General features: G+C 70.8%; 14 protein-coding genes and 2 pseudogenes. 8 read left to right on the top strand and 8 right to left on the bottom strand.

Annotated elements, in window-relative coordinates:
• Positions 1-26: 26 nt before the first annotated feature.
• Positions 27-1,432: pseudogene (locus KXD97_RS14625) on the top strand (IS1380 family transposase).
• 249 nt (positions 1,433-1,681) lie between these two features.
• Positions 1,682-2,194: a CGNR zinc finger domain-containing protein gene (locus KXD97_RS14620; protein ID WP_260757563.1), complete on the top strand. Its 513-nt coding sequence runs from the start codon at positions 1,682-1,684 to the stop codon at positions 2,192-2,194.
• Positions 2,195-2,198: 4 nt separating this feature from the next.
• Here KXD97_RS14620 and KXD97_RS14615 read toward each other — a convergent pair whose 3' ends face one another.
• Positions 2,199-3,425 (bottom strand): glycosyltransferase, encoded by a 1,227-nt coding sequence (locus tag KXD97_RS14615; protein ID WP_260757562.1) that lies wholly within the window; start codon positions 3,423-3,425, stop codon positions 2,199-2,201.
• A gap of 47 nt (positions 3,426-3,472) precedes the next feature.
• Here KXD97_RS14615 and idi point away from each other — a divergent pair, with 47 nt between their 5' ends.
• Complete coding sequence (gene idi, locus KXD97_RS14610) at positions 3,473-4,033, top strand: isopentenyl-diphosphate Delta-isomerase (RefSeq protein ID WP_260757561.1); 561 nt, start codon at positions 3,473-3,475, stop codon at positions 4,031-4,033.
• On the opposite strand, the gene KXD97_RS14605 is transcribed toward idi, so the two are convergent.
• The 6 genes from KXD97_RS14605 to KXD97_RS14580 all read right to left on the bottom strand — a co-directional run bounded on the left by KXD97_RS14605 (position 4,015) and on the right by KXD97_RS14580 (position 12,556).
• Positions 4,015-5,034 carry a Rieske (2Fe-2S) protein gene (locus KXD97_RS14605; protein WP_260757560.1) on the bottom strand — a complete coding sequence of 340 codons (1,020 nt, stop codon included), beginning with the start codon at positions 5,032-5,034 and terminating at the stop codon, positions 4,015-4,017. The genes idi and KXD97_RS14605 overlap by 19 nt on opposite strands.
• Positions 5,031-6,560: an FAD-dependent oxidoreductase gene (locus KXD97_RS14600; RefSeq protein WP_260757559.1), complete on the bottom strand. Its 1,530-nt coding sequence runs from the start codon at positions 6,558-6,560 to the stop codon at positions 5,031-5,033. The genes KXD97_RS14605 and KXD97_RS14600 overlap by 4 nt, the downstream gene beginning before the upstream one ends.
• Positions 6,561-6,644: 84 nt before the next feature.
• The gene (locus KXD97_RS14595; RefSeq protein WP_260757558.1) at positions 6,645-7,592 is read right to left on the bottom strand and encodes a phytoene/squalene synthase family protein; all 948 of its coding nucleotides are present in this window, start codon (positions 7,590-7,592) and stop codon (positions 6,645-6,647) included.
• Positions 7,592-9,097 (bottom strand): phytoene desaturase family protein, encoded by a 1,506-nt coding sequence (gene crtI / locus KXD97_RS14590; protein WP_260757557.1) that lies wholly within the window; start codon positions 9,095-9,097, stop codon positions 7,592-7,594. The genes KXD97_RS14595 and crtI overlap by 1 nt, the downstream gene beginning before the upstream one ends.
• On the bottom strand, positions 9,097-10,194 hold the full coding sequence (locus KXD97_RS14585) for a polyprenyl synthetase family protein (protein ID WP_396885244.1): 1,098 nt from the start codon (positions 10,192-10,194) through the stop codon (positions 9,097-9,099). Before KXD97_RS14585 ends, crtI begins: the two co-directional genes overlap by 1 nt.
• Before the next feature lie 94 nt (positions 10,195-10,288).
• The gene (locus KXD97_RS14580) at positions 10,289-12,556 is read right to left on the bottom strand and encodes an MMPL family transporter (RefSeq protein ID WP_260757974.1); all 2,268 of its coding nucleotides are present in this window, start codon (positions 12,554-12,556) and stop codon (positions 10,289-10,291) included.
• 108 nt (positions 12,557-12,664) lie between these two features.
• Between KXD97_RS14580 and KXD97_RS14575 the strand changes: the two are divergent.
• A pseudogene (locus KXD97_RS14575) lies at positions 12,665-13,276 on the top strand (carboxymuconolactone decarboxylase family protein); the annotation flags it as partial.
• Between the two features lie 6 nt (positions 13,277-13,282).
• Here KXD97_RS14575 and KXD97_RS14570 read toward each other — a convergent pair.
• Complete coding sequence (locus KXD97_RS14570) at positions 13,283-14,179, bottom strand: sigma-70 family RNA polymerase sigma factor (RefSeq protein ID WP_260757555.1); 897 nt, start codon at positions 14,177-14,179, stop codon at positions 13,283-13,285.
• A gap of 102 nt (positions 14,180-14,281) precedes the next feature.
• Here KXD97_RS14570 and KXD97_RS14565 point away from each other — a divergent pair, with 102 nt between their 5' ends.
• The 4 genes from KXD97_RS14565 to KXD97_RS14550 all read left to right on the top strand — a co-directional run bounded on the left by KXD97_RS14565 (position 14,282) and on the right by KXD97_RS14550 (position 23,885).
• On the top strand, positions 14,282-15,793 hold the full coding sequence (locus KXD97_RS14565; protein WP_260757553.1) for an APC family permease: 1,512 nt from the start codon (positions 14,282-14,284) through the stop codon (positions 15,791-15,793).
• Between the two features lie 15 nt (positions 15,794-15,808).
• The gene (locus KXD97_RS14560) at positions 15,809-16,672 is read left to right on the top strand and encodes a universal stress protein (protein ID WP_260757552.1); all 864 of its coding nucleotides are present in this window, start codon (positions 15,809-15,811) and stop codon (positions 16,670-16,672) included.
• Between the two features lie 65 nt (positions 16,673-16,737).
• Positions 16,738-18,285 (top strand): IS1182 family transposase, encoded by a 1,548-nt coding sequence (locus KXD97_RS14555; protein ID WP_260753369.1) that lies wholly within the window; start codon positions 16,738-16,740, stop codon positions 18,283-18,285.
• Positions 18,286-18,758: 473 nt separating this feature from the next.
• Entirely contained in the window at positions 18,759-23,885 is a 5,127-nt protein-coding gene (locus KXD97_RS14550) for a PE family protein (RefSeq protein WP_260757551.1), read from the top strand.
• The last annotated feature ends 24 nt before the right edge of the window (positions 23,886-23,909 follow it).

Genomic DNA, 23,909 nt, shown 5'->3' with positions numbered 1-23,909 from the left:
CGTTCCAGCGGGAAGGCACCTCGCAGGTGAAGAATATCGCGGCCGCATCGAGGGTCAAAGTGTCCGCCGACGGCCAGGGCGTCGTGTCGCATGCCGGGATGGCGATGTTGCGGGAACTCGCCGACCGAACCGGGCTATCGACGCAGGTCACTGCCGCGTTGGCCGACACCTACCGCGGCCCGTGGGTGTACGCGCCCGGCGAGGTGTTCGCCGATCTGGCCGCCGCGGTCGCCGACGGCGCAGACTGCATCGACGCCGTGGGCCAACTCTGCGGCGACCGTGAACACGCCTTCGGCGCGAAAGCCTCCACGACCACCATGTGGCGGCTGGTGGATCAGCGCATCGACGCCGCCCACCTGCCTGCCGTGCGAGCAGCCCGGTCCGCGGCGCGAGCAGCAGCGTGGGCTGCCGGCGCCGCCCCAACTGCCGGCGAGTGGCTGCACATCGACATCGACGCCACCCTGGTCATCGATCACTCCGACAACAAGCACGGCGCCACGCCGACGTGGAAGAAGACCTTCGGCCATCACCCGCTGCTGGCGTTTCTGGATCGCTCCGAGATCGCCGGCGGCGAAGCCCTGGCCGGGCTGCTGCGCACCGGCAACGCCGGCTCCAACACCGCCTCCGACCACATCATCGTCCTGGCGCAGGCGCTGGCAGCGTTGCCGCCACGATGGCGACCCGACCCCAGTGCTGGCGATGATCCCGACCAGCCGAGAGTTCTGGTGCGCTGCGACACCGCCGGAGCCACCCACAAATTCGCCGACGCCTGCCGCGATCAGGGGTGGGATTCTCCTTCGGCTATCCCGTCGATACCCGCGTCCAAGATGCCGTCGACACCCTCAACCTCGCCGACGGCTGGTACCCAGCAGTCGACACCGAAGGCGGGATCCGCGACGGCGCCTGGGTCGCCGAGGCCACCACCTTGGTCAACCTGGACTCCTGGCCGCCTGGGACACGGTTGATCCTGCGTAAAGAACGCCCCCACCCCGGTGCACAACTGCGGTTCACCGACGCCGACGGCATGCGCGTCACCGCGTTCATCACCGACACCGAACCCGGCATTGTCCCTGGACAGGTCGCGGGCCTGGAGTTACGGCATCGCCAACATGCTCGCGTCGAGGACCGCATCCGCGATCTCAAAGCCGCCGGACTGCGGAATCTGCCGTGCCACGGTTTCTGGCCCAACGCCGCCTGGCTCGAAATCGTCCTGGCCGCAGCCGACCTGGTCACCTGGTGCCGACTTCTGGGATTCCGTGAGCACACCGGTCTGGCTCGCGCCGAGATCGCCACCTTCCGCTACCGGGTCCTGCACGTGGCCGCCCGGATCACCCGCGGCGCCCGCCGAACCCGACTACGTATCGACGCCACCTGGCGCTGGGCCGCCCAGATCGCGGCCGCCTGGCAAGCCATCCGCACCGCCTTCCGATGACCGAAGCCCCCTGACCCACCGACCACGAAAGACCCACCGGCACTGGGAAAGCCCGCACCACCCGGCGACACGGGACCACCCCGCCATACCCAGAACCACACAACCGGATTCGCGACGCAATCGCATCTCAACGCACGACTGCCATCACCCTCGACGAAAAATCCGGGCTAACTCCTTAAATGGTTTTACCGGTTAGGTGCATTCAACGCCCGATCCTGTAACCTGTCAACAAGCTTTTGGAGGTTAGTGATGGATGTGTACGCGACCACGCCGGAGGACGAGGCGTTCCTGCTGGCGTTGCTCAACACCACCCCGGTCGTCGACGGCGTGCCGACCGACGCGCTGCCCGATCTCGCGACCGCGTCGTCGTGGATGCGTGACCACGGCGTCCCCGCCACCGGGGCCGAGTGGACCCAGCTGATTGACGCCCGCACCCGCCTGCAGGCGGTGGTCCGCGGCGAGCGGACCCCGATGGTGCTGCAGCGGTTCCTCGCCGACGCCCGCCTGGTCCCGACGGCGGACCGCTCCGGCGTGCACTGGCGACTTGACGGCGGCGACGCCTCCGGTGCGGTGCGCGCGGTGCTGGCCTGGGATGGGTTGCGGCAGAACGGCCCCGGGCGGTTGCGCCCGTGCGCGAACACCGAGTGCCGGTTGTTCCTGATCGACCGCAGCAAGCCCAACACCGCGCGCTGGTGTTCGATGGCGATCTGCGGCAACCGGATGAAGGCCCGCAGGCACTATCAGCGCACCCGCAGCGAGTGACCCGTCACACCGGGACCGCGTGCGCCTCCACGATGTCGGCGCCGCGGCGCATCCCACCCGTCGCGGTGAAGCCGGCGGCGACCTCGGCGGCCCCGTCGGACATGGCCATCGCAGCCTTCACCGCGGCGCGCAGCCGAGGCGCGCTGAGTCGACGCGCGGGCAACCGGATCCCGCACCGTGCCACCTCGATACGGCGGGCCACCTCGAACTGGTCACGACCGAAAGGCACTGCGCACACCGGTATCCCGCGGCTGAGAGCCTTCATCGTGACGCCCATGCCGCCGTGGGTGACCACGCACACCGCGCGGTCGAGCACCGGCGAATGTGGGACGAACCGGGTCAGCGTGACCCCGCGATCGCGGCGCAGCAGGCCCTCGCCGCCTTCGGCAGGCAGGCTCGCCACCACGTGCACAGGATCATCCTCGAAAGCGTGTATCGCCGCGGCGATCAGGGCGCGGTCAGCCTGCCCCACCGACGACGTCGTCACCAGCACGATCGGCTCGTCGATGTCGTCGAGCCACTCCGGAGGGTCGGCGGGCGGATCGAAGATCGCGGGGCCGATCAGATCCACCGTGGGGCCCCAGTCGGTGTGCCGGTACTCGAACGGTCTGGCGGTGGGCACCAGCACCCGCGGCGCGCGGCGCAGCAGTTCGTCGGCGGAGCGCACCTCGGGCAACCCCAATGCCGCACGCACCGGCCGCATTCCGGCGCGGAAGGGGCGGTCGAACACGAAGCGGGTGACAGCACCCACACCGAGATTGCGCACGGCGCCCAGCGGGCCGGGCCACGGGCAGGCACCTGCCCCGAACGGCGGCGACCCCGGTGAACGCAGATACGGGATGAACGGCGAGAACACCAACCACGGACGCGATTGGGTCTCGGCGGCCGACATCGCGCCCCAGCAGTTCGCGTCGACCAGGATCACGTCGGGGTCCACCTCGCGCACCGCGTCGGTGACATCGTCGACCTCGTGGGCTGCCCGTTCGGTGAGCACCCGCACGGTCTCCTGGGCCGACCGAAGCACGCCCCGCGTGGTCTCGGCGCTCTGCAGCGCCTCGATGCGCGGGTCGACCGGGGCGGCCTTGAATCCCTGCCCCAGACACAGATCCATCCCGGAAGCCATGGTGCGGACGTGGATCTCGTGCCCGCGGGCCGACATCTCCTGCAGCAGCGCCGAGAACGGGAACAGGTGACCGATCGCCGGGGCGGTGTAGGCCAGCACTACCGCCATCGCGACCCCCGACCGATCCGCGGCCGCGCCGGCGCCGAATCACTGCTATGCACACCCTCGACACCGCCGAGCTGGTGGTCCTTCTCGACGACGACGGCCAGAGCATCGGCACAGCGCCCAAGTCGCAGGTCCACCACGCGTCCACCCCGCTCCATCTGGCGTTCTCCTGTTACCTGTTCGACGGCGCCGGCCGCGTGCTGCTCACGCGGCGGGCACTGCACAAGCGCACGTTCCCGGGCATCTGGACCAACGCCTGCTGCGGGCACCCCGCCCCCGGCGAATCGCTGACCGACGCGGTGACCCGCCGCGTGGGCGAGGAGCTCGGGCTGCACATCGCCGACCTGCGGTGCGTGCTGCCCGATTTCCGCTATTACGCGGTGGCCGCCGACGGCGTGGTGGAGAACGAAGTGTGCCCGGTGTTCTGCGGCCGCGCGGTGGGTCCGGTGCGCCCGGCTCCTGACGAGGTCGCCGACCACGTGTGGGTGCCGTGGGCGCAGCTGCGGGCGGCTGCCGAGTTCGGGTGGGCGATCAGCCCGTGGGCCACCGAACAGGTTCCGTTGCTGGACAAGGCGGGAATCGGACACGGCGGCTACGACCTCAACTCGTAGAGCCGTTCGGCGTAGGCCAGGTCGTCGCGCCACAACCGGGTGGCGGCCTGGCGCATCAACGGCCGGATCAATGGCGCCGCGACCAGCCCGACGCCGAAGTTCGGCCGGTCGGAGTGGGCGATGACGGCTTCGATCACCGCGGTGCGGGGCCGACCGTCCGGTCCGGGGCCCAGCGGGGTGGCATGGGTCTCGACGACGCTGCCGCGGCCCTCGCCCTCGACGATGCGCATGACCACCGTCCGCGGTCCGGGTGTGGTGAACTCGGCGATGACGGGCACGCCCAACCGGCCGATGCGGAACGTGACCTCGACCAGGAACCGGTCGTCGTCGTCGGTGAGTTCGTCGTCGACGGCGGGTGCGCTGATCACCCGCAGCTGGGTGAACGAGTACGGGTGAAACCACGCGCCGTGCCAGGGGTCCAGACGGTTGGCGACGATGTCGCGCGGCTCGCAGACGCCCTCCAACCGGGTGACCGCGGCCAGCGCCGGTTCCCCGGGCCGAGCTGGGACGACGGGCGCCTCGGTCGGGCCCGAGAGCCGGCTGTCCGCGTCATCGGGATCGGGGTCCAGGCGCACCCAGCACAGCACACCGTCGTCGTGCGCGGGATAGGGCTTCCAGGTCCCGTGCCGGCGCTCGCCCAGCCGCAGCCCGTGCCATGGGCACACCAGGGTGCCGCAGTCCACCGGCGCGGTCGCCAGGTCGGCGCCCAGGTGCGGGCAGGCGCGCGGCGCCACCAGCAGGCCGCCGTCGCTGCCGCGCCAGGCCACCAGCGCCCGGCCGGCCACCGAGGTGCCGAAAGCCTTGGTGGTGATGTCCGAGCTCGCCGCGATCACGAACCAGTTGCCGCCGGGGCGGCGCAACGCCCGCTGCAGCGCCGCGTTGATCAGCGCCGGGCTGGCGTCCTGGTAGGTGGGGGTCTGGGCCGACCACGACGTCGACGGGACCACCTCGAACGGCCACGCCTTCGCCACTGCGGCCCGAAGACCCGACAGCGCGCTCATCGCACACTCCCGGCCGAGGTCGCCAGCCGGCGCAGCACCGTCGAGCGGCCTTGGTTCGGCACGGTGTGCAGGGTGTGTCCGGCCAGGCCGAAGCCGGCCAGCAACTCGTTGGCCGCCGTCCAGCCCGTTGTCGCCGCGCGTTCCATCAACGCCACCGGCAGGTCGATGCGGATGCCGTCGCCGGCGAGCACCAGCCGCGGATCGGGCGTCGACACCGTGGGCCGGTCCGCGAAATCCCCCGGCGCGAAACGGGGGCAGTCGGCGCGACGCAGCATCCGCTCCGCCACGATCGATGCCGCGGCGGTCTCGGGATAGAGCTCGTGCATGCGCGCGATCAGGGTGCCGCGCACGTCGTCATCACCTTCGGTGACCGAGTAGGCGTGCAGCTCCACCACCGAACCTCCTGTGCGCGCGGCCCATTCGGCGGCCTCGCGCTCGTAGCGTTCCAGCACGCTGATGTTGTCCAGCGGCTCGCGGCCCCCGGTGGCGACGAACGCGGCGCGGTCGCCGCGCACCGGGCGGTCCAGCCACAGCCGCAGCACCACGAACGGCGGCGCGGTGCCCATCACGGCGACCTTGCGGCGCCATCCCGGATCGCCGACATCCGGCGAGGCAGCCACCAGCCGTTGCAGCGCACCGACATCGGTGGCCAGCACCGCCGCGTCCCCGGACCACACCCGGCCGTCCGGGCCCGCCACCGTCACCCCGTCACCGACGGTGACCGTCTGCACCTCGGCGCCGGTGTGGAACGCCACCCCACGGCCCTCCAGGTAGCGGCGCAGCGGATTCCACAGCGCGACATCGAAATTCGCGTTAGCGACGTCGAAGATCAACCCCTCGCTGGAGCCGAGGAAGTAGATGTGGAACATGGTGACCAGCTCGCCCGCCGACAACGTCTCCGGACGTGCGAAGAAGCTGCGGGCGAACACCTCGAAGGCCAGGTGCCGGGCCGCCTCCGGGAAATTGATGTCACGCAGAAAGGTGGCCGCGTCCTGTTCGTCGAGCAGTTCGTAGGTCTCGGGCACCGACACCGCGGCCAGCGGGGCGGCGGCCTTGGCGTCCAACCGCACCAGGTCACGCAACCGGAACGTCGGGCTGCGCAACGCGAACGCCAACGCGTTCAGCGGCGGCGTCTGCGGCAGCCCGCGGAAGGTGTCCTGCCGGCCGGCACCGTCGATCAGCGGGTAGTCCTCGACCGCGGTGAGCGCCGACAGCCCGGGATCGCTGCGTCGCAGCAGCGCGCGCAGGTTGTAGTACTGGCGGAAGAACGCGTGGAATCCGCGGTTCATCGCGACGGGCGTGCCGTCCTCCAGCGCGTCCGACCAGCCGCCCACCCGGCCTCCGAGGTAATCCTGCTTTTCGACCACCTCGACCGCGACACCGCGCTCGACCAGTCCGGTGGCCGCGGCCAGGCCCGCGATGCCGCCGCCCACGACGACGACGCGGGGCCGCGCTTCGCCCGACGCGCTTCGGCCCGGGTGGGCGGGCCAGGTCTGGCGTCGACGATCAAAGCCGTTCCGGCTCAAGACTTATCCTCCTTCGGGCGGGCAGGCTAGCGCGAGCGCAGAACATGGCACCGGGATGTGGGCACGTGGCGCCACCGCTGCCCCTCACACTCTCCTGAGTCGCATTCGGTTCACCCACGCCTTACCGATGCCCGCTACGGCGACGGCCAATCGTCGTGGCTTGCCCACCGTCGCACGCCGACCGAAGATTTCGAAGTCGATCGCCTCGATGCGCGACAAGATGTCGGAGTACAGCGTCAGCGCGGCCGAGACGCACGGACGCGACGGCGGCGCCAGCGTGGCTATCCCGGGCCGGGCCTGGTCGTACACCTGCCGGGCGATGGCGTGCTGTTCGGCCAGCGCGGCGCGCACCCGCCCGTCGGTGCGCCGGTTGGCCTGGCACCACAGCAGCAGGTCGCGGTCCACACCGTGCGCGGCCAGTTCGTCGGCCGGCAGATACACCCGGCCTCGGGTGAGGTCCTCGTCGACGTCGCGCAGGAAGTTGGTCAGCTGGAACGCCTTGCCGAGTGCGGCGGCATACGGCGCGGACTCCTCGCGCGGGACCACGGTGCCGAGCACCGGCAACATCTGCAGACCGATCACCTCAGCCGAGCCGTACATGTAGCGCTCCAGGGCCGCCCGGTCGGGATAATCGGTCACCGTGAGGTCCATCCGCATCGACGCCAGGAAATCGTCGAACAGGTCCCAGCCGATGTCGTAGTTGCGCGCGGTGTGCACCACCGCCGTCAGCACCGGATCGCCGTCACAGGACTTCTCGTCGACCAGGCAGTGGAACAGCCGGGTCGACAGCTGCTGCAGCCGCTCGGCGCGCTGTTCGATGGTCTCCGTGCCGGCCAGGTCGTCGAGGATGTCGTCGGCGACGCGGGCGAATCCGTACAGCGCGTGCACCGCGGGACGCTGCTTGGGCGCCAGCAGGCGGGTCGCCAGGTAGAACGTCTTGCCGTGCTGAGCGTTGATGGTGCGGCACTGCCGATAGGCGTCGCGCAATTCGGGGTCGCGCACACCTGCGGCGTCGAGCTCGGTCTTGATCATCAGCGGTTGACCTCCGAGGTGAGATGGCGGGCGGGGATACCGGTGATCCGGTCGGCGGCGAGGCGGCCGGACAGGATCGCGGTCGGAACCCCGACACCGGGAACGGTGGAGGAACCGGCCAGCACGACGTTGTCGATGCCGCGCACGGTGTTGGCCGGCCGGAACGGCCCGGTCTGAGAGAAGGTGTGCGCCAACGCGAACGGAGTTCCCGCGGCCATCCCCTGCCGGCGCCAGTCGGCCGGGGTCACGACGTGCAACAGCTCGGCGTCGTCTCCGACCCCGGGCATCCGCTCACGCACCGCCGACAACATCTGTTCGACGTAACCGGCTCCCGCGGTGTCCCAGTCGAGAGTGCCGATGTCGGTGTTAGGCGCGGGGGCCAGCACGTAGAGCAGGTCGCGGCCGGCCGGGGCCAGCGACGGATCGCCCGCGGTGGGCCGGGTGACCAGCAGCGACGGATCCCCCATCACACGCCCGTCGTCGATGATGTCGCGGAAGGTCTGCGTCCATGCATCGCCGAACAGGATCGTGTGGTGACCGGCGCGATCGCCGACGGCCTTGCAGCCGACGTGGGCGACCACGGCCGACGGCGCGGGACGCAGCCGCAGCGGCCGCCGCGGTGTGCGGCCGATCAACCGGTAGGTGTCGGGCAGCTCGGTGGTCAGCACGACCGCGTCGGCCGGCACCCGCTCACCACCTGACGTGCGCACCGCGCTCGCGCGGGACCCGGTGAACTCCAGGTCGGAAACCGTTGCGCCGTAGACGAAGTCAACCCCGGCGCGGGTGGCGGCGGTGGCCATGGCGTCGGGCAGCGCCCGCATGCCGCCGCGCGGGAAGTACACCCCGGCGACGGTGTCCATGTAGGCGATCACCGCGTAGACGGCCAGCGCGCTCTGCGGCGGAACACCGGCGTAGAGGGCCTGGAAGGTGAACACCCGCAGCAGGCGTTCGTCGTGCAGGAACCGGCGCACCACCGATTCCCAGCGGCGGAACCCTCCGAGCGCGACCAGACGTGCCAGGGACGGGGTCAGCAGAGACAGCGGCGAGTCGAAGTTGTTGGCGATGAAGCCGTCGAATTCGGTGCGGTACAGCCGGGTCAGCCAGTCCCGCAGCCGCAGATAGCCGTCGGCTTCGGCACGACCGGCGAACCGTTCGACCTCCGTGGCCATCGCGGCGGCGTCGGTGTGCACCTGCAGCGCGCTGCCGTCGGCGAACTTGGCGTGATAGGCCGGGTGCACGGGGTCCATCGGCAGGCAGTCGGCCAACGACTCGCCGACGGCGGCGAACGCCTCGTCGATGATGTCGGGCATGGTCAGCACGGTCGGTCCGGTGTCGAGCCGGTACCCGAGGACGTCGGCCCGGCCCACCCGTCCGCCGGGGTGTTCACCGCGTTCCAGCACGGTGACTCGGCGGCCGCGGCCGGCCAGCTGCAGTGCCGCCGACAATCCGGACAGTCCGGCGCCGACCACGACGATGTGATCGGTCTTCCCGCTGAGCGCCCGCATCAGGCGGCCCGCTGGGTGCAGGCGACGGCCATCTCGGCCAGCGCGGCGCGCGGGGTGTCGGGGATCGCGACACCGTCGAGGAAGCGCAGCGCCGCGTCGTGGCGCTGGGCGATCTGCTCCTCGATCCACTGGACGGCGCCGCTGGCCACGATCAGGGTGCGCCACCGCTCCACGTCCGCGGCGTCGACCTGCGGGCTGCTCATCAGCTCGGCGAGCTGATGTCGCAACCTCGGACCGGCCAGTTCGTAGGCCGCGACGATGACACTGGTGGCCTTGCCCTCCTCCATGTCACTGCGCGCGGGTTTTCCTGTCAGGGAAGGAGTTCCGAATACGCCGAGGATGTCGTCACGCAACTGGAACGCCTCCCCGATCGCCGCGCCGTAGCGGGACAGCGCATCGGACACCTCGGCGTCGCAGCCGGCCATCGCGGCGCCGAGCTCGAGCGGACGGCGCACGGTGTAGTTGCCGGACTTGCGGCGGAGCACGTCGAGCACCTCCGGAAGGGTCGGGAAGGTCTGGCAGCTGTTGAGCAGATCGGACAGTTGACCGACGGCGAGCTCGGTGCGCATGTCGTCGTAGCGCGGCAGCACCCGGGCCAGCGCGTCGGCGCCGATCCCGCTGCGCCGCAACATCTCCTCGGCCCACACCAGACACAGATCGCCGAGCAGGATCGCTGCGGACTCGCCGAACCGGCTCGCCGAACCGGCCAGCCCGCGGTCGCGGTGCCAGCGGCCGAACACCACGTGCGCGGTGGGCCGGGCCCGCCGCAGCGTGGAGTTGTCCATCACGTCGTCCTGGATCAGCGCGAAGGTGTGCAGCAACTCCAGGCTGGCCGACGCGCGCAGCGCCGCGTCGTCCTCACCGGCGCCGCACAACCAACCCAGGTACATGAACGTCGAACGCACATACTTGCCGCCGTCGAGGAACCCGCACAACAGGTCACCGGCGACGTCGACACCGGCCCCGTCCAGCCGGCCCACACATTCGCCGCGCACGAACGTCTCCAGATGTTCGCGCACCGCGGTACGGACGTTGTCACGCCAGACCCTCAGGCCCGGCTCCGCCAGCTGCACGCCGGCACTCTCTGCCCTGCTCAAGCCCGACCCCTCCTCATCTCGACCCACGCCTGCCTTCCATTCGAAGCCGCCACCGAGGCGGATGGGTCGGATTCGTCATTTATTTCGGCACCGTCTATTCCGCCACCGCCGACCGGCGCCCCACCTGCCCCATCGCGTGCCGACCGGCAGGACGGCGACCTGCCGTGACACGCCCGTGCCACCGGGCCAGCGGCTCGGGCGACCACCAGTTCCAGCGGCCCATCAGATGCATCAGCGCCGGCAGCAGCACCATCCGCACCAGCGTCGCGTCGATCAGCACCGCGACCATCAGACCGAGGCCGAACATCCGCATGAACGACACCTGGGCCGCGATGAGTGCGCCGAACGAGATCGACATGATCAGCGCCGCGGCGGTGACCACCCGACCGGTATGCGCCAGACCGAGCGCCACGCTTTCGTCATTGTCCTCGCGCGTGCGTCCGCTGGCGAGCCAGAACTCCCGGATGCGTGCGATCAGAAAGACCTCGTAGTCCATGGACAGGCCGAACGCGATGCAGAACAACAGCACCGGCATGTTGACCACGAGCGTTCCCGTCGGCGTCGTGCCGAGGGCGCCGAGGTGGCCGTCCTGGAAGATCCACACCATCGCGCCGAAGGCCGCCGACAGCGACAGCGCGTTGAGCACCAGTGCCTTGACCGGCAGCACGACGCTTCCGGTCAGCAGGAACAGCAATACGAACGTGATCGCCGCGATGGCGCCCAGCACGATCGGCAACCGCGCGGTGATGGACGCGACGCTGTCGGAGTTGATCGCCGCGAGGCCGGTCATGTCGACGGCGCGGCCACCGGGCCCGCCGAGGGCGCGCAGCGCGTCGAGCTGCCGTTCGGACTGCGCCGAGAACGACGGTGCGGTGCTGCCGACGGTCAGAAACGCCGCGCCGTTGCGCTCTCCGGCCGCGCCGGTGGGCGGACCGACCCTGCGGCCGTCGGCGTAGGTGCCCGTCGGCGCGCTGACCAGGGACACGTCCGCGATCGCCGACGCCGCCACGGCGTAGCGGTCGAAGTCCTGCGGCGCCAGCCCCGCCGTTTCGGGCACGACCACCGTCACCGCGGCCTCCGAACTGTCGCTGAACTGGGTGCGCAGCATGTCCCCGACCTGATGCGCCGACGCCGACGCGGGCAGCACGCGGTCATCGGCCAGACCCCACGACACCCCGAGGAACGGCAGTCCCAGACTGATCAGCAGTGCAGCACCGGCCAGCCCCACCGGCACCGCCCGCGCGATGACGAACTTCGTCGAGCGGTACCAGAACTTCTGCTGCGGCGGGCCGTCGTACGCCGGGGCCCGCCGGACCAGACGGCGCACGTCGAACGCGTCGAGCCGGTCGCCGGCGAGCATGATCGCGGCCGGGGTGACCAGAATGGCGGCGGCGGCGCACAGAGCGACGGTCGCGACGCCGGCGTAGGCGAACGACTTCAGGAAGTACATCGGGAACACCACAAGGGTCGCCATCGACAGCGCGACCGTCAGCGCGGAGAACAAAACCGTGCGCCCGGCCGTGGTCATCGTCGTGACGAGCGCCGTCTCCCGGGAAGCCCCGGCGGCCACCTCGTCGCGGAAGCGGCTGACGATGAGCAGCGTGTAGTCGATGGCCAGCGCCAGGCCCAGCGCGGTGGCCAGGTTCAGCGCGAAGATCGACACGTCGGTGCCCATCGCGGTGAGGCGCAGCACCGACATCGTCGCGACGATTGCCAGGCCTCCGACCGCCACCGGCAGCGCCGCGGCCAGCAGACCCTTGAACACCCAGACCAGCACCAGGAAACTGAGCGGGATCGCGATTGCCTCCATCACCAGCACGTCACGCTGGGTCTGGGCGTTGATCTGCGCGTAGACGATCGTCGATCCGCCGGCGAGGATCGTGACGCCCTGGTGGCGGGGCGCCACCGTTGCGTTCACCTCGTCGACGAGCGCCTGCGCGCGGCGGGGCGCGACGTTCTCGTCGCCGCGCAGTTCGGCGATCACCAGTCCGGTGCGGCCGTCCTCGGAGGTCAGCGCGCCCGCCTGCCCGGGCGGCGCCGTCCACGGGGAGGTCACCGTGATGACGGCGGGGTCGGCGCGGAGGCGCTCGGCGATGTCCTCTCCGGTGGCGCGGGCCGCGGGGGCGTCGGCGCCCTGCGGATCGGTGACGGTGAACAGCAGCTGCATCTCGCCGCGGCCGAAGGTCTCGACGAGGGTGCGGGTCGCGCGCGCGGACTCCGTCGTCGGATCCTGGAAGCCGCCGGCGGTCAGGCTTCCGGCGACCGGCACGCCGAAGACCGCCGCGGCCACCATGACCAGGCCTGCGACGGCCACGATGCGGCGAGGTGCCGCAATGGCCCACAGGGCGATTCGGTGCAGCAGACGGCGCCTTCTCTCGATCACCGCCGGCTCCCGCGCCGGCCTTTGGCCCCAGCGTCTTCCCTGACGGCACCGCAGGGAAACACGCCGGGACGAAACGTCCGTCTTCTGTCACACATCGGACCCGCACGTCGTCTGACAGGTATGACCACACGTATCGAACCCCTGCCCCCCGGCCGTGCCTCGCTGCTGACGAGGTTGATGTGGCGCTACGCGAGACGCCGCTTCGGCGAGGTGCCCGAACCGTTCGCGATCTACGCCCACCACCCGCGCCTGTTGCTGGCCGGCGCGGTGCACGAGGGGATGCTTGAGCGTGCGTCCTCGACGCTGCCCGCCGCGGTGCGCGAACTGGCCGTGTACTGGACCGCCCGGCAGATCGGCTGCTCATGGTGTGTCGACTTCGGCGCGATGCTGATGCGCCTCGACGGCCTGGACATGGCACGGCTGACCGAGATCGACGACTACGCGACCTCGCCGCGGTTCACCGATGACGAGCGCGCGGCCATCGGCTACGCCGCGGCGATGACCGGCGACCCGCACACCGTCAGCGACGAGCAGATGGCCGATCTGCGTCGCCGGTTCGGCGCCGACGGGGTGATCGAGCTGACCTACCAGATCGGCGTGGAGAACATGCGGGCCCGGATGAACGCCGCCCTGGGGATCACCGAGCAGGGCTTCAGCTCCGGCGACGCGTGCCGCGTGCCGTGGACGGGTTCGGCGTAGCCGCAGCTACCTCAGCGGTGAGGCGGTGAACTTGTCGGGATTGGCGATGTCGTAGATCGCCACCACCCGCCCGTCGTGGACGGTGAGCGCCTGGATGCGCGGCGCGATCGCGGGACCGTCGTCGGTGGCGTCGGCGCCCGGTGAGTACAGCCCGAGTTCACCGTTGACCAGTCCGAGCACGCCGCGCTCGAGCAGGCGCTGCGCGCCGTAGCGCCGCTGCAGGCCGAGCAGGAAACGTGCGACCTTCTCACTGCCGTGGATCACCCGTGCCGCGGTGGGCGCCCTGCGGTTGGCGTCGCCGGTGAACGTGACATCCGGATGCAACAGCTCCACCACCTGGTTCAGTTCACCAGAAGCCATGGCCGACAACAGCTTTCCGACCACCTCGGCATGTTCGGCGGCGGGCGGTGGCGCGGCCGACACCGCGCGGCGGGCGCGGGAGGCGAGCTGGCGCGCCGATGCCGCCGACGATCCCAGCACCTCGGCGATCTCGGTGAACGGCACGTCGAAACCGTCGTGCAGCACGAAAGCGACCCGCTGGTCCGGGCTCAGGTTCTCCAGCACCACCATCGCCGCGAACCGGGCGTCCTCGGCGGCGACCACCGAGGCCAGCGGGTCGGCGCCGTCGAGTCCGGTCACCACCGGCTCGGGCAGCCACTCGCCGAGGTAGGTCTCGCGCCGGTGCGCCGCCGAGCGCAACCGGTCCAGTGCGAGCCGGCTGACCACCGTCGTCAGCCAGGCCTTGAGGTCCTCGATCGCCGTCGCACGGTGGGCATCCCAGCGCAACCACGCGTCCTGCACGATGTCCTCGGCATCGGCCAGCGTGCCGGTCAACCGGTACGCCACCGCGAGAAGCTGCGGCCGTAGCCGCTCGAACTCCCCGGCCCGCGCACTGACGGTCATGGCACGAGTCTAGAACCGGCGCCGTCGGCGGCAAAGACCAGCGGCGGCAATGAATTTGCCGTACCAGAAGTCTGGCGGGCACCCGAACCGTATATTGCGCCAATGGCTATCAAGGAGCAGCCGCCGACCCCTGCGGTGGGCGGCAAGGGCCTGCACGCCGGGGCACTCGGACTGGTGGGCAACGTCGTCATCGGATTGGCGGCCGTCGCGCCGGCCTACAGCCTGGCAGCCACGCTCGGATACGTCGTGCTGGCCGTCGGCGAGAAGGCCCCGTCGATGTTGTTACTGGCGTTCATCCCGATGCTGCTGGTCGCGTTCGCCTACAAAGAACTGAGCCAGGACACCCCGGACTGCGGCACCACATTCACCTGGGGCACCAAGGCTTTCGGACCGTGGATCGGCTGGATCGGCGGCTGGGGGCTGGCGGTCTCGGCGATCATCGTGCTGGCCAACGTCGCCGAGATCGCGGCGATCTACCTGTTCAATTTCCTCGGCCTCGATGACCTCGCCGAGAACGTGTTCGCGAAAGTCACTCTCGGATCGTTCTTCATCATCGCGATGACGTTGTTGTCGGCACGCGGCATCGTGGTCAGCGAGCGGGTGCAGAACGTGTTGATCGCGATCCAATTCGGTGTGCTGATCGTGGTCAGCGTCATAGCGCTGGTCCGGGTGTTCTCCGGCACCGCCGGGGCGCAGGCCATCACCCCGCAGCTGTCGTGGCTGTGGCCCGCCGGGCTGGACATGTCGTCGATCGCTGCCGCGGTGATCCTGTGCATCTTCATCTATTGGGGTTGGGACGCATGCCTGGCCGTCGGCGAGGAGACCAAGGATCCCGGCCGCACCCCCGGGATCGCCGCGTTGATCACGACGGTGATCTTGGTGTGCACCTATGTTCTGGTGGCGTTCGCGATCCAGTCGTTCGCCGGGTTCAGCGAAGTGGGCATCGGGCTGAACAACCCGAACAACACCGACGACGTGCTCACCGTGCTCGGTGAACCGGTCGCAGGCACCATCGCGGCGTCGGCGCTGCTGCTCACGGTGTCGGTGTCGGCGCTCTCGTCGACCCAGACCACGATCCTGCCGACCGCCCGCGGAACGCTGTCGATGGCGGTCTATGAAGCGATTCCGAAGCGGTTCGCCTCGGTGCACCCGCGGTACATGACACCGGCGTTCGGCACCATGGTGATGGGCGCTTCGGCCCTGTTCTTCTATCTGCTCCTGACATTCCTGTCGGAGAACGCACTGGCCGACTCGGTGGCGTCCCTGGGCCTGGCCGTCGCGTTCTACTACGGCATCACCGCCTACGCCTGCGTATGGTACTTCCGTCGCTCGGTGTTCAGTTCGACGCGAAACCTGTTCTTCCGCGGGGTTTTTCCGCTCCTCGGGGCGCTGGCGATGACGTGGGCGTTCTTCCAGAGCGCCTATGACATGATCCAGCCCGACTACGGCTACACCGCGTTCGGCCCGCTGGGCGGGGTGTTCGTGCTCGGGGTCGGGATGCTGGTGCTGGGCATCCCGTTGATGCTGGCGTGCTTCGCCTTCGGCACCAAGCGGTTCTTCCGCGGTGAGACGCTCAATGCGAGCACCGAGGTCAAGGTTCTTGATATCTACTAAAAGACAGGTCTTGCAATGCATTTGACAGTGGGATACCTCGCGACACCGACCGGTGACGACGGCATCGCACTGGCCAGCGCACTGGCCAGGACCTTCAGCGCCGAGGTCGACGTGGTGGTCGTGGTGCGGGAGGAGCTGCCCGACGGGCACCCGGGGCGGCTGGAGTATCAGCGACTGCTCGTCGAGCGCGGTGAACAGTGGGTCGCGAAAGCGGTGGCGGCGTTGGCCGCCGACGGGGTCACCGCGGGGTCGTCGGTGATCGTCGGAGAATCGTTCGCGCAGACGCTCGTCGAGTTCGCCGAGCAGAAGTCCTCGGATCTGATCGTCGTCGGTGGCGCCCGCGACGGGTTCTTCGGCAGGCACACCATCGGCCCGGTGACCGGGGCGTTGCTGCACTCGTCGTCGATCCCGGTGGCGCTGGCACCGCGCGGGTACGCCGAGGACCCCGACGACAGGTTCTTGAAGCTGACGGTCGCGGTGCCCACCCGGCCCGGCGACGACAACCCGCTACCGTTCGCGATCGCGCTGGCCTCGGCGGGTGAGTTGCGGATCCGGATGCTGTCGCTGGTGTCGGCGGAGAACCTCGCCGAGGCCGGCAGCGCGCGTGAGGTGCGGGCGCTGCAGCGCGAGGCCGCCGAGGAGAACCTGGCGCTCGCCGCCCGCGCCCTGCCCGACGCGCCGGACATCGAGTCGCTGGTCGCCGACGGCATGACGCTGGAGTCGGCGTTGAAGAAATTGCGCTGGGATGACGGCGATCTGCTGGTTGTGGGGTCGAGCCGGTTCGCCGCACCGCGCCGGATCTTCCTGGGGTCGACGGCCGCGCGGATCTTGGCCGGTGTCGACGTGCCGGTGATCGTGGTGCCGCGCGAGGACGGCTAGGAGTCTGCTGAATTAATCCGGCGTGGTGGCGGGGTTTGTGGCTGGGTTCTCGAGATGATTAATGGATGCAGGGGCATTCTGAGGATCAGCGTGAGCTGTTGGATGCGGAGTCGGTTGCCGGGCATCTGCTGAAGTCCGACAGCATGTTTGTATTCCTGGCCGAACACCGCCACGAGTTGTTTCCCGAGGCGATGTTCGCTGATCTTTTCCCGTCGCGGCGGGGGCGTCCGAGCGTGCCGGCCGAGGTGATGGCCTCGGTGATCACCTTGCAGGCCCTGCACGGGCTCTCTGATAGCGAGACCGTGGACGCGGTCACCTTCGATCTGCGCTGGAAAGCCGCGTGCGGGTTGGCGGTGACCGCGCCGGCGTTTCACTCGACCACGCTGACCTATTGGCGGCGCCGGCTGGCGGCCTCGCAGGCGCCGGACCGGATCTTTGAGGCGGTCAAGGCCGTCGTGGCGCAGACCGGTGTGTTGGCCAAAAAGACGCGGCGAGCGTTGGACTCCACCGTGCTCGATGATGCGGTGTCCACCCAGGACACCGTAACCCAGCTGATCGCTGCGATCCGCCGGGTCGGGCGCGAAGTCCCAGGGGCCGGCGAGGTGATCACCACTTACTGCACCGCCCACGATTACAGCGATCCGGGTAAACCGGCGATCGCCTGGAACGACAGAACCGCCCGCGACCAGCTTGTCGACGCCTTGGTCGGCGATGCGCACCGGCTGCTGGGGCATCTGCCCGACCAGGAACTGGGCCCGCGCGCCGCTGAGGCGGTGTCGTTGTTGGCGCTGGTCGCCGGCCAGGACGTCGAACCGGTCGAGGGTTCTGATGGCACCGACGGGCAGTGGCGCATCGCGCAGAAGGTGGCCGGTGATCGGGTGATCTCTACCGTGGATCCCGAAGCCCGCCATGCCCATAAGACGGTGCATCGCCGCCAGGACGGATACAAGGCCCACATCGCGGTCGAACCTGATACCGGGATCATCACCGACTGCGCGCTGACCAAGGCAAGCGGACAAGACAATCACGAAGCCGTCATCGGACTGGCGCTGCTGGCACACGAGACGACGGCGGTGCGGGTGCTCGGCGATTCGGCCTACGGCACCGGTCAGGCACGGGCGACGCTGGCCGAGCTCAAGCATGTCGCCGTGATCAAACCGCTCCCGCTGAGAACCCCGGTCCCGGGTGGGTTCACCAGCGATGACTTCACCATCGATTTCGCGGCCCGTACCGTGACGTGTCCGGCCGAGCACACCATCCCCATCGGGCCTAGCGGTGGAGCCGCATTCGAAAAGCATTGCCGGTCATGCGCTTTGAGGCACCTGTGCACCACCGCAGTGCGTGGGCGAAAGCTCACCATCAGCGAACACGAACCGCACCTACGTGCCGCCCGGGCCATCGCGCGCACACCCGAATGGCAGGCCGAGTACCGCCAACACCGCCCCATGGTGGAACGCTCGATCGCCTGGTTGACCCGCGGCAACCGCAAAGTCCGCTACCGCGGCGTCAGCAAGAACAACCACTGGCTGCACCACCGCGCCGCCGCATTGAACCTGCGCCGCCTGATCAGCATGGGCCTGACCCACACCGGCACCACCTGGGCCATCGCCTAAGCCCAGACATCCCGGCGGCCTTGCGGCGCGAACATCGGATTGCCACGCCCCAAACGGCGGGGCAATCCCGAATCTGTCGGCCTGCCTGTGACTTCACACACGCGCCGACGAGCGCTTGAGACGCCCCGCCCCATCAACCCACTAATTCAGCAGACTCCTAGGGGCAGAACTCCTCACAAACATCCACCCGTGGGGTAGCTCGCGCGCGCGACTACTACCGGAGGTACACGTTCGCGGTGCAACCGCACTGTCTTGCGGACTTTACGGCAGGCGCACGCCAATACGTCCAGGATAGACTTTCTAGCTAATTTGCTTAGGTCTCGTGATCGAGAATTGTCGTAACCGTAGAGCTACTGTTCAGCCGTAACTCCCTCCGCTGGCCGACTCGTCATATAAGGTCAGTTTCGTTTGCTCAGCTACTGCGTCGTCTGCAGTCAAATTCGGGATCTCGGGGGAAATTAATGCCTAAGGCGATGGATGTCGTTCGGGTCGGTGCTGCGGCGGCGGTGTTGGGACTGGGCGGTGCGGTGGTTGCTGCACCGACTGCGTGGGCCGACGAGGACGCGTCGAGCACGAACGAACCATCGTCGCGGTCGGATTCGCCGGACTCCGCCGCAGCCGACGGCGCAACCGCGGCCGATTCGGACGACGCCGACGACACCACCGACGCCACCGACGCCGCGGAGGAGGACAGGGAGGAACCGGACGACGTCGACACATCGGAGGACGATCAGGACCCGCCGGATCGGGACGACGCCTCGTCCGACGACACCGACGAGGCCGACGACGCCTCGTCCGACGACACCGACGAGGCCATCGCCGAACCGGAGGCCGCAGAAGAGAACGCAATCGCGAGGCCGGTACCCACCGTCACCCCCGAACCCAAAGCCGGCGGCGGCGCCACGCATGACGCCCGCCCCGTTCGCGACGTCCCCTCCGGCACGGTGGCACTGTTCGACGTCAAGACCACTCCTGAACCGCGTACGCTCAATACCATTCTGCTGCAGGGACTCTGGGCGTTCTATCGCCGTACCGAGTCACCCGTCGTCAGTCAGCGATCACACATCACCTTCACGGGCTACAACGCTGCCGCCGACGATGACGAGGTGGTGCGCCGGCTGTTCGGAAACGGCACCGCCGACAACCCCGACGGCGGCTGGCTGATCGGCAACGGATACTCCTGGACTGCCGAGACCTGCAACGCGGGCCTGGCCTGCAATGGTGGCAACGGCGGCCTGTTCGGCAACGGCGGCAACGGATTCAACGGCGGCATTGGCGGCGACGCCGGCTTCTTCGGCAACGGCGGCAACGGCGGTCACGGAGTCGCCACGGTCAACAACGGCCGAGGCGGCAACGGCGGACGTGGCGGCCTACTCGCCGGTGACGGCGGCAGCGGCGGCGACGGAGCAGAGGCCGCGATCCCGGGCGGCCGAGGCGGTGACGGAGGACGCGGCGGCGACGTCGGCGAGCAGTCGATCACCGGCGACGGCGGCGCAGGAGGCATCGGCGGGGCCGGAGCCGACGCCGGAGAAGCGGGTGACGGCGGTGCGGGTGGTCTCGGCGGAGACGGTGGCGACGGCGGCGGCACCGGCGGCGCAGGCGGACGGGGCGGAAACGGCGGCACTCTTATCGGCAACGGCGGCACTGGCGGCAACGGCGGCAACGGCGGCGACGCGGCCGGTGATTCGGAAGCCGGTCTCGGCGGGGCAGGCGGCTCCGGCGGTAACGCCGGCGAGCTCGGCGACGGCGGGGCGGGTGGTGCCGGTGGCCGTGGCGGCACCGGGCTCGATGGCGACGACGCCGACGATGCCGGAGAAGACGCAGCCTCCGGCGAGATAGGCGGAGGTGGTGGCGCCGGCGGCGCGGGCGGGCTCGGCGGTACGGCCGCCGGCAACGGCGGGCGCGGCGGTGCGGGTGGCACGGGCGGATATGGTGGCAATGGCGGAAATGCCCGCGCCGCAATGCGTCCCGGCAGCGCCGGCGGTCGCGGCGGCAACGGCGCAACCGGTGGTGCGGGCGGAACGGGAGGTGCCGCCGGAACAGCGCTGGGCGCGGGCATCAGCGGCGCCCACGGCGACGGCGGACAAGGCGGCAACGGCGGCCAGGGCGGTGCCGGCGGCGACAGCGCCGACGCCCGCACCCTCGGCGGCGATGGTATCGCCGGCGGCACAGGAGGCAACGGAGGTAATGCCGGAACCGGCGGCGCTGCAGGCGGCCTCGGCGCCGCCGCCGGCAACGCCGGAACGGGAGGAACGGGTGGCGCCGGCGGCGCCGGTGGCGACGCGGCTGATGGCCGCCCCGTCGGCAAGGGTCGTGACGGCAACACCGGATTCATCGGCGGCGCAGGAGGTTCCGGAGGTAACGGCGGCAATGCCGGAACCGGCGGCGTCAACGGCAACGGCGGACAGGGCGGCGAGGGCGGCCGGGGGGGCGACGGCAGCCGTGCCGGCACGCACGCCGGCGCGACCGGTTTTCGAGGTGGTGACGGAGGCGCAGGGGGTGCCGCAGGAGCCGGCGGTAACGCCGGAAGTGGCTTCGGCGCAACCGGACTCGTCGGAAACGCGGGCAACGGGGGTAACGGCGGAAACGGCGGCGCCGGAAGCGGCGGCGACAACGGGGACTGGATTGCCGCAGGCAAGGACGGCAACCCCGGATACGCCGGCGGCGCAGGCGGAAACGGCGGGGCCGGCGGCGAAGCGGGAATCGGAGGCACCAACGGTCATGGAGGCGAAGGCGGCACCGGGGGCACGGGCGGCAACGGCAGCAATGCCGGCTACCACATCGGTGGCGCAGGCTTCAACGGCGGCGACGGAGGTGCAGGAGGTGCCGCAGGAGCGGGAGGCAGCGCCGGAACCGGCTCCGGCGCAACGGGACTGACCGGAAACGCGGGCACCGGTGGAACCGGCGGCAACGGCGGTAACGGCAGCTACGGCGCGAATGCCATCCCGGCAAGGATCGGGAACAACGGATTCGCCGGTGGCACAGGTGGAAACGGCGGCACCGGCGGCGCAGCGGGGGTGGGCGGTGTCAACGGCGACGGCGGCCGTGGTGGCAACGGCGGCTACGGCGGCAGTGGTGGCCGAGCGGGCACGCACATGGGCGGAGCCGGCCTCAACGGTGGCTCCGGCGGCGACGGCGGTGACGCCGGCGACGGCGGGAAGGCTGGTGCTGGCGCGGGCGCCGCGGGGCTCACCGGCAACTCCGGTAACGGCGGTGATGGCGGCGGCGGCGCCGACGGCAGTGACGGCGCGGACGGCGCCGCCGTCGGCAACGGACAGGCCGGGAGTAACGGATTCGCCGGTGGCGCAGGTGGAAACGGCGGCAACGGCGGAAAGGCCGGTGTGGGGGGCGTCAACGGGCGAGGCGGCGCAGCCGCCAGCGGCGGCGACGGCGGTAAGGGCAGCCGCGCAGGCAGCAACACCGGTGGCGCAGGCTTCAACGGCGGCGCAGGTGGAAACGGCGGCAACGCAGGCACCGGCGGCAACGCAGGTACCGGTGCCGGCGCTGCAAGCACGGCCGGAAATGCCGGCCGCGGCGGCAGAGGAGGTGACGGCGGTTCCGGAAGCGCAGGCGCGAACGGCACACAGAACAGCGGCGCGGTCAGTGGCTCGGGCTTCGCCGGAGGTGCCGGAGGGGCGGGCGGTGCGGGCGGCAACAGTGCAGCCGGCGGCCGGAACGGTAACGGCGGCAAGGGCGGAGCCGGTGGCAACGGCGGCAATGGAGGAGACGGCCGCTCCGGTATCTACCCCGCCGCCGTCGCCGGCCTCCAGTTCGTCTCCGGCAGCGGCGGCGCGGGCGGTGACGGCGGTGTGGGCGGAAAGGGCGGCGCTGCCGGCAGCGGCGGTACCGGCGGCGCAGGCGGCCTCGGTGCGGTCGGCGGGTCAGGCGGTAAAGGGGGCTCGGGCGCCGACGCCGACCGGGCGATCGGCGGCATTACCAGCTACGACGCCGGAATCGGCGCCCATGGCGGCCGCGGAGGCGCCGGCGGCGACGGCGGGGCCGCCTACAACGGAGGCACCGCAGGTAACGCCGGCGCCGGCGGTAGCGGGGGCGCAGCCGGAGAGGGGGGCGACGCACAGCGAGATTTGGGGCCGGTAGCGCCATACACAAGCGCCGCAGGCAACGGGGGACATGGCGGTGACGGCGGCCGAGGAGGCGACGGCGGGGCCGCGTCCGGCGGCGGCATCGCGGGCCACGGCGGCGACGGCGGAAAGAGCGGGGCCGGAGGTAATGCCGGATCCGCGTCTTCGGACTCAGACATCTCCGGCCGTTCAGGCAACGGCGGCGCGGCGGGCGATGGCGGCAATGGCGGCAACGGCGGTGCCTCGTTCGCCGGTGGCGTCGCAGGCAAGGGTGGCACCGGCGGGGACGCCGCCAACGGGGGCGCTGCCGGAATTCCGGGATTCAACGTCAGGAACATCCCCGGAATCGGCGGATCCGGGGGTCGCGGCGGCAACGGCGGGAACGGTGGGAGCGCCCCCGACGGCGGTGTCGGCGGCGACGCAGGTGCCGGTGGTCGCGGCGGAGCCGGAGGCGCCAGACCCGCGGACAGCTTGTTCAGCATCGGCGATGCTGACGGCGGAGATGGCGGAAACGGCGGGCGGGGCGGCTCTGCCGGCTCCACCGAGAACCTTGCGGGTGGTACCGCCGGCAAGGGCGGCGACGGGGGCGCCGGTGGTGCCGGCGCAAGTGCCGGCCGATGGGGGTGGGGCGGACGCGCCGGAAGAGGTGGTGCCGGTGGCGCCGGCGGTAACGGCGGCAACCTCTTCGGTGACGGCCACTCCGGCAACGGCGGTGCCGGCGGCGCGGGCGCGTCCGGTGGTGACGGCGGCGGGGGACGACGCGACGAGACCAACGGCGCAGGCGGCAACGGCGGCGCAGGCGGCAACGGCGGGGTCGCCGGAACCGCGCTGGGCGGCGGCACCTCCGGCACATCCGGCGCCGGCGGCGCGGGCGGCACAGGCGGGGCCGGGGGCAGCTACAAGGGTGGCGCCCAGGATGCCCGACGCGGTGGCGTGGGTGGCCGAGGCGGCGACGGTGGCGCCGCGGCTCCCGACGGCATCGCCGGCAAGGGCGGCGCCGGAGGTAACGGCGGTAACGGCGGCACAAAGAGCCTTCGCGACCTGAACGACTTCGACGGCGGGCCCGGTGGCGCAGGCGGCGCGGGCGGAGTCGGCGGCGCTGCGCTCGCCGGCGGACGAGCCGGCGACGGCGGCACCGGCGGGAAGGGCGGCAACGGAGGGGAAGGCGAGTTCTCCCCTATCAACGCGAGTGACGGCGCCGCGGGCGGCGCGGGAGGGGCCGGCGGCGCCGGCGGCGCCGCGCTGGGCGATGCGCACGCTGGAAATGGCGGGGGCGGCGGGGCAGGCGGTACTGGCGGTCCCGGCGGCTCCGCCTCGTTGTACGGACCCGGCGCAGGCGGCGCCGGCGGAAACGGCGGCAACGGAGGCGACGGGGGCAGCGCGTCCATCGACACAAACGCCGGCACAGGCGGCGCCGGGGGCGCCGGCGGTGAAGGCGGGGCACGCGGCAGGGGCTACTTCAGCAGCGGTACCCCGGGCCCCAGCGGCGCTCCCGGCGCCGCGGGCGCCAACGGCTGAGCCGCCGCGGAATAGCATTCCTGG

The sequence above is a fragment of the Mycobacterium sp. SMC-8 genome (assembly GCF_025263565.1).
GTDB lineage: Bacteria > Actinomycetota > Actinomycetes > Mycobacteriales > Mycobacteriaceae > Mycobacterium.
The sequence above is the reverse complement of the archived record's forward strand: the minus strand, read 5'-3'. Positions and strand labels throughout refer to the sequence as shown.

Coding starts and splice junctions, on each gene's coding strand:
- KXD97_RS14605 (WP_260757560.1), bottom strand. CDS start 5,034: ATGAGCGCGCTGTCGGGTCTTCGGGCCGCAGTGGCGAAGGCGTGGCCG.
- KXD97_RS14595 (WP_260757558.1), bottom strand. CDS start 7,592: ATGATCAAGACCGAGCTCGACGCCGCAGGTGTGCGCGACCCCGAATTG.
- KXD97_RS14620 (WP_260757563.1), top strand. CDS start 1,682: ATGGATGTGTACGCGACCACGCCGGAGGACGAGGCGTTCCTGCTGGCG.
- KXD97_RS14615 (WP_260757562.1), bottom strand. CDS start 3,425: ATGGCGGTAGTGCTGGCCTACACCGCCCCGGCGATCGGTCACCTGTTC.
- idi (WP_260757561.1), top strand. CDS start 3,473: ATGCACACCCTCGACACCGCCGAGCTGGTGGTCCTTCTCGACGACGAC.
- crtI (WP_260757557.1), bottom strand. CDS start 9,097: ATGCGGGCGCTCAGCGGGAAGACCGATCACATCGTCGTGGTCGGCGCC.
- KXD97_RS14570 (WP_260757555.1), bottom strand. CDS start 14,179: ATGACCGTCAGTGCGCGGGCCGGGGAGTTCGAGCGGCTACGGCCGCAG.
- KXD97_RS14560 (WP_260757552.1), top strand. CDS start 15,809: ATGCATTTGACAGTGGGATACCTCGCGACACCGACCGGTGACGACGGC.
- KXD97_RS14555 (WP_260753369.1), top strand. CDS start 16,738: ATGCAGGGGCATTCTGAGGATCAGCGTGAGCTGTTGGATGCGGAGTCG.
- KXD97_RS14565 (WP_260757553.1), top strand. CDS start 14,282: ATGGCTATCAAGGAGCAGCCGCCGACCCCTGCGGTGGGCGGCAAGGGC.
- KXD97_RS14550 (WP_260757551.1), top strand. CDS start 18,759: ATGGATGTCGTTCGGGTCGGTGCTGCGGCGGCGGTGTTGGGACTGGGC.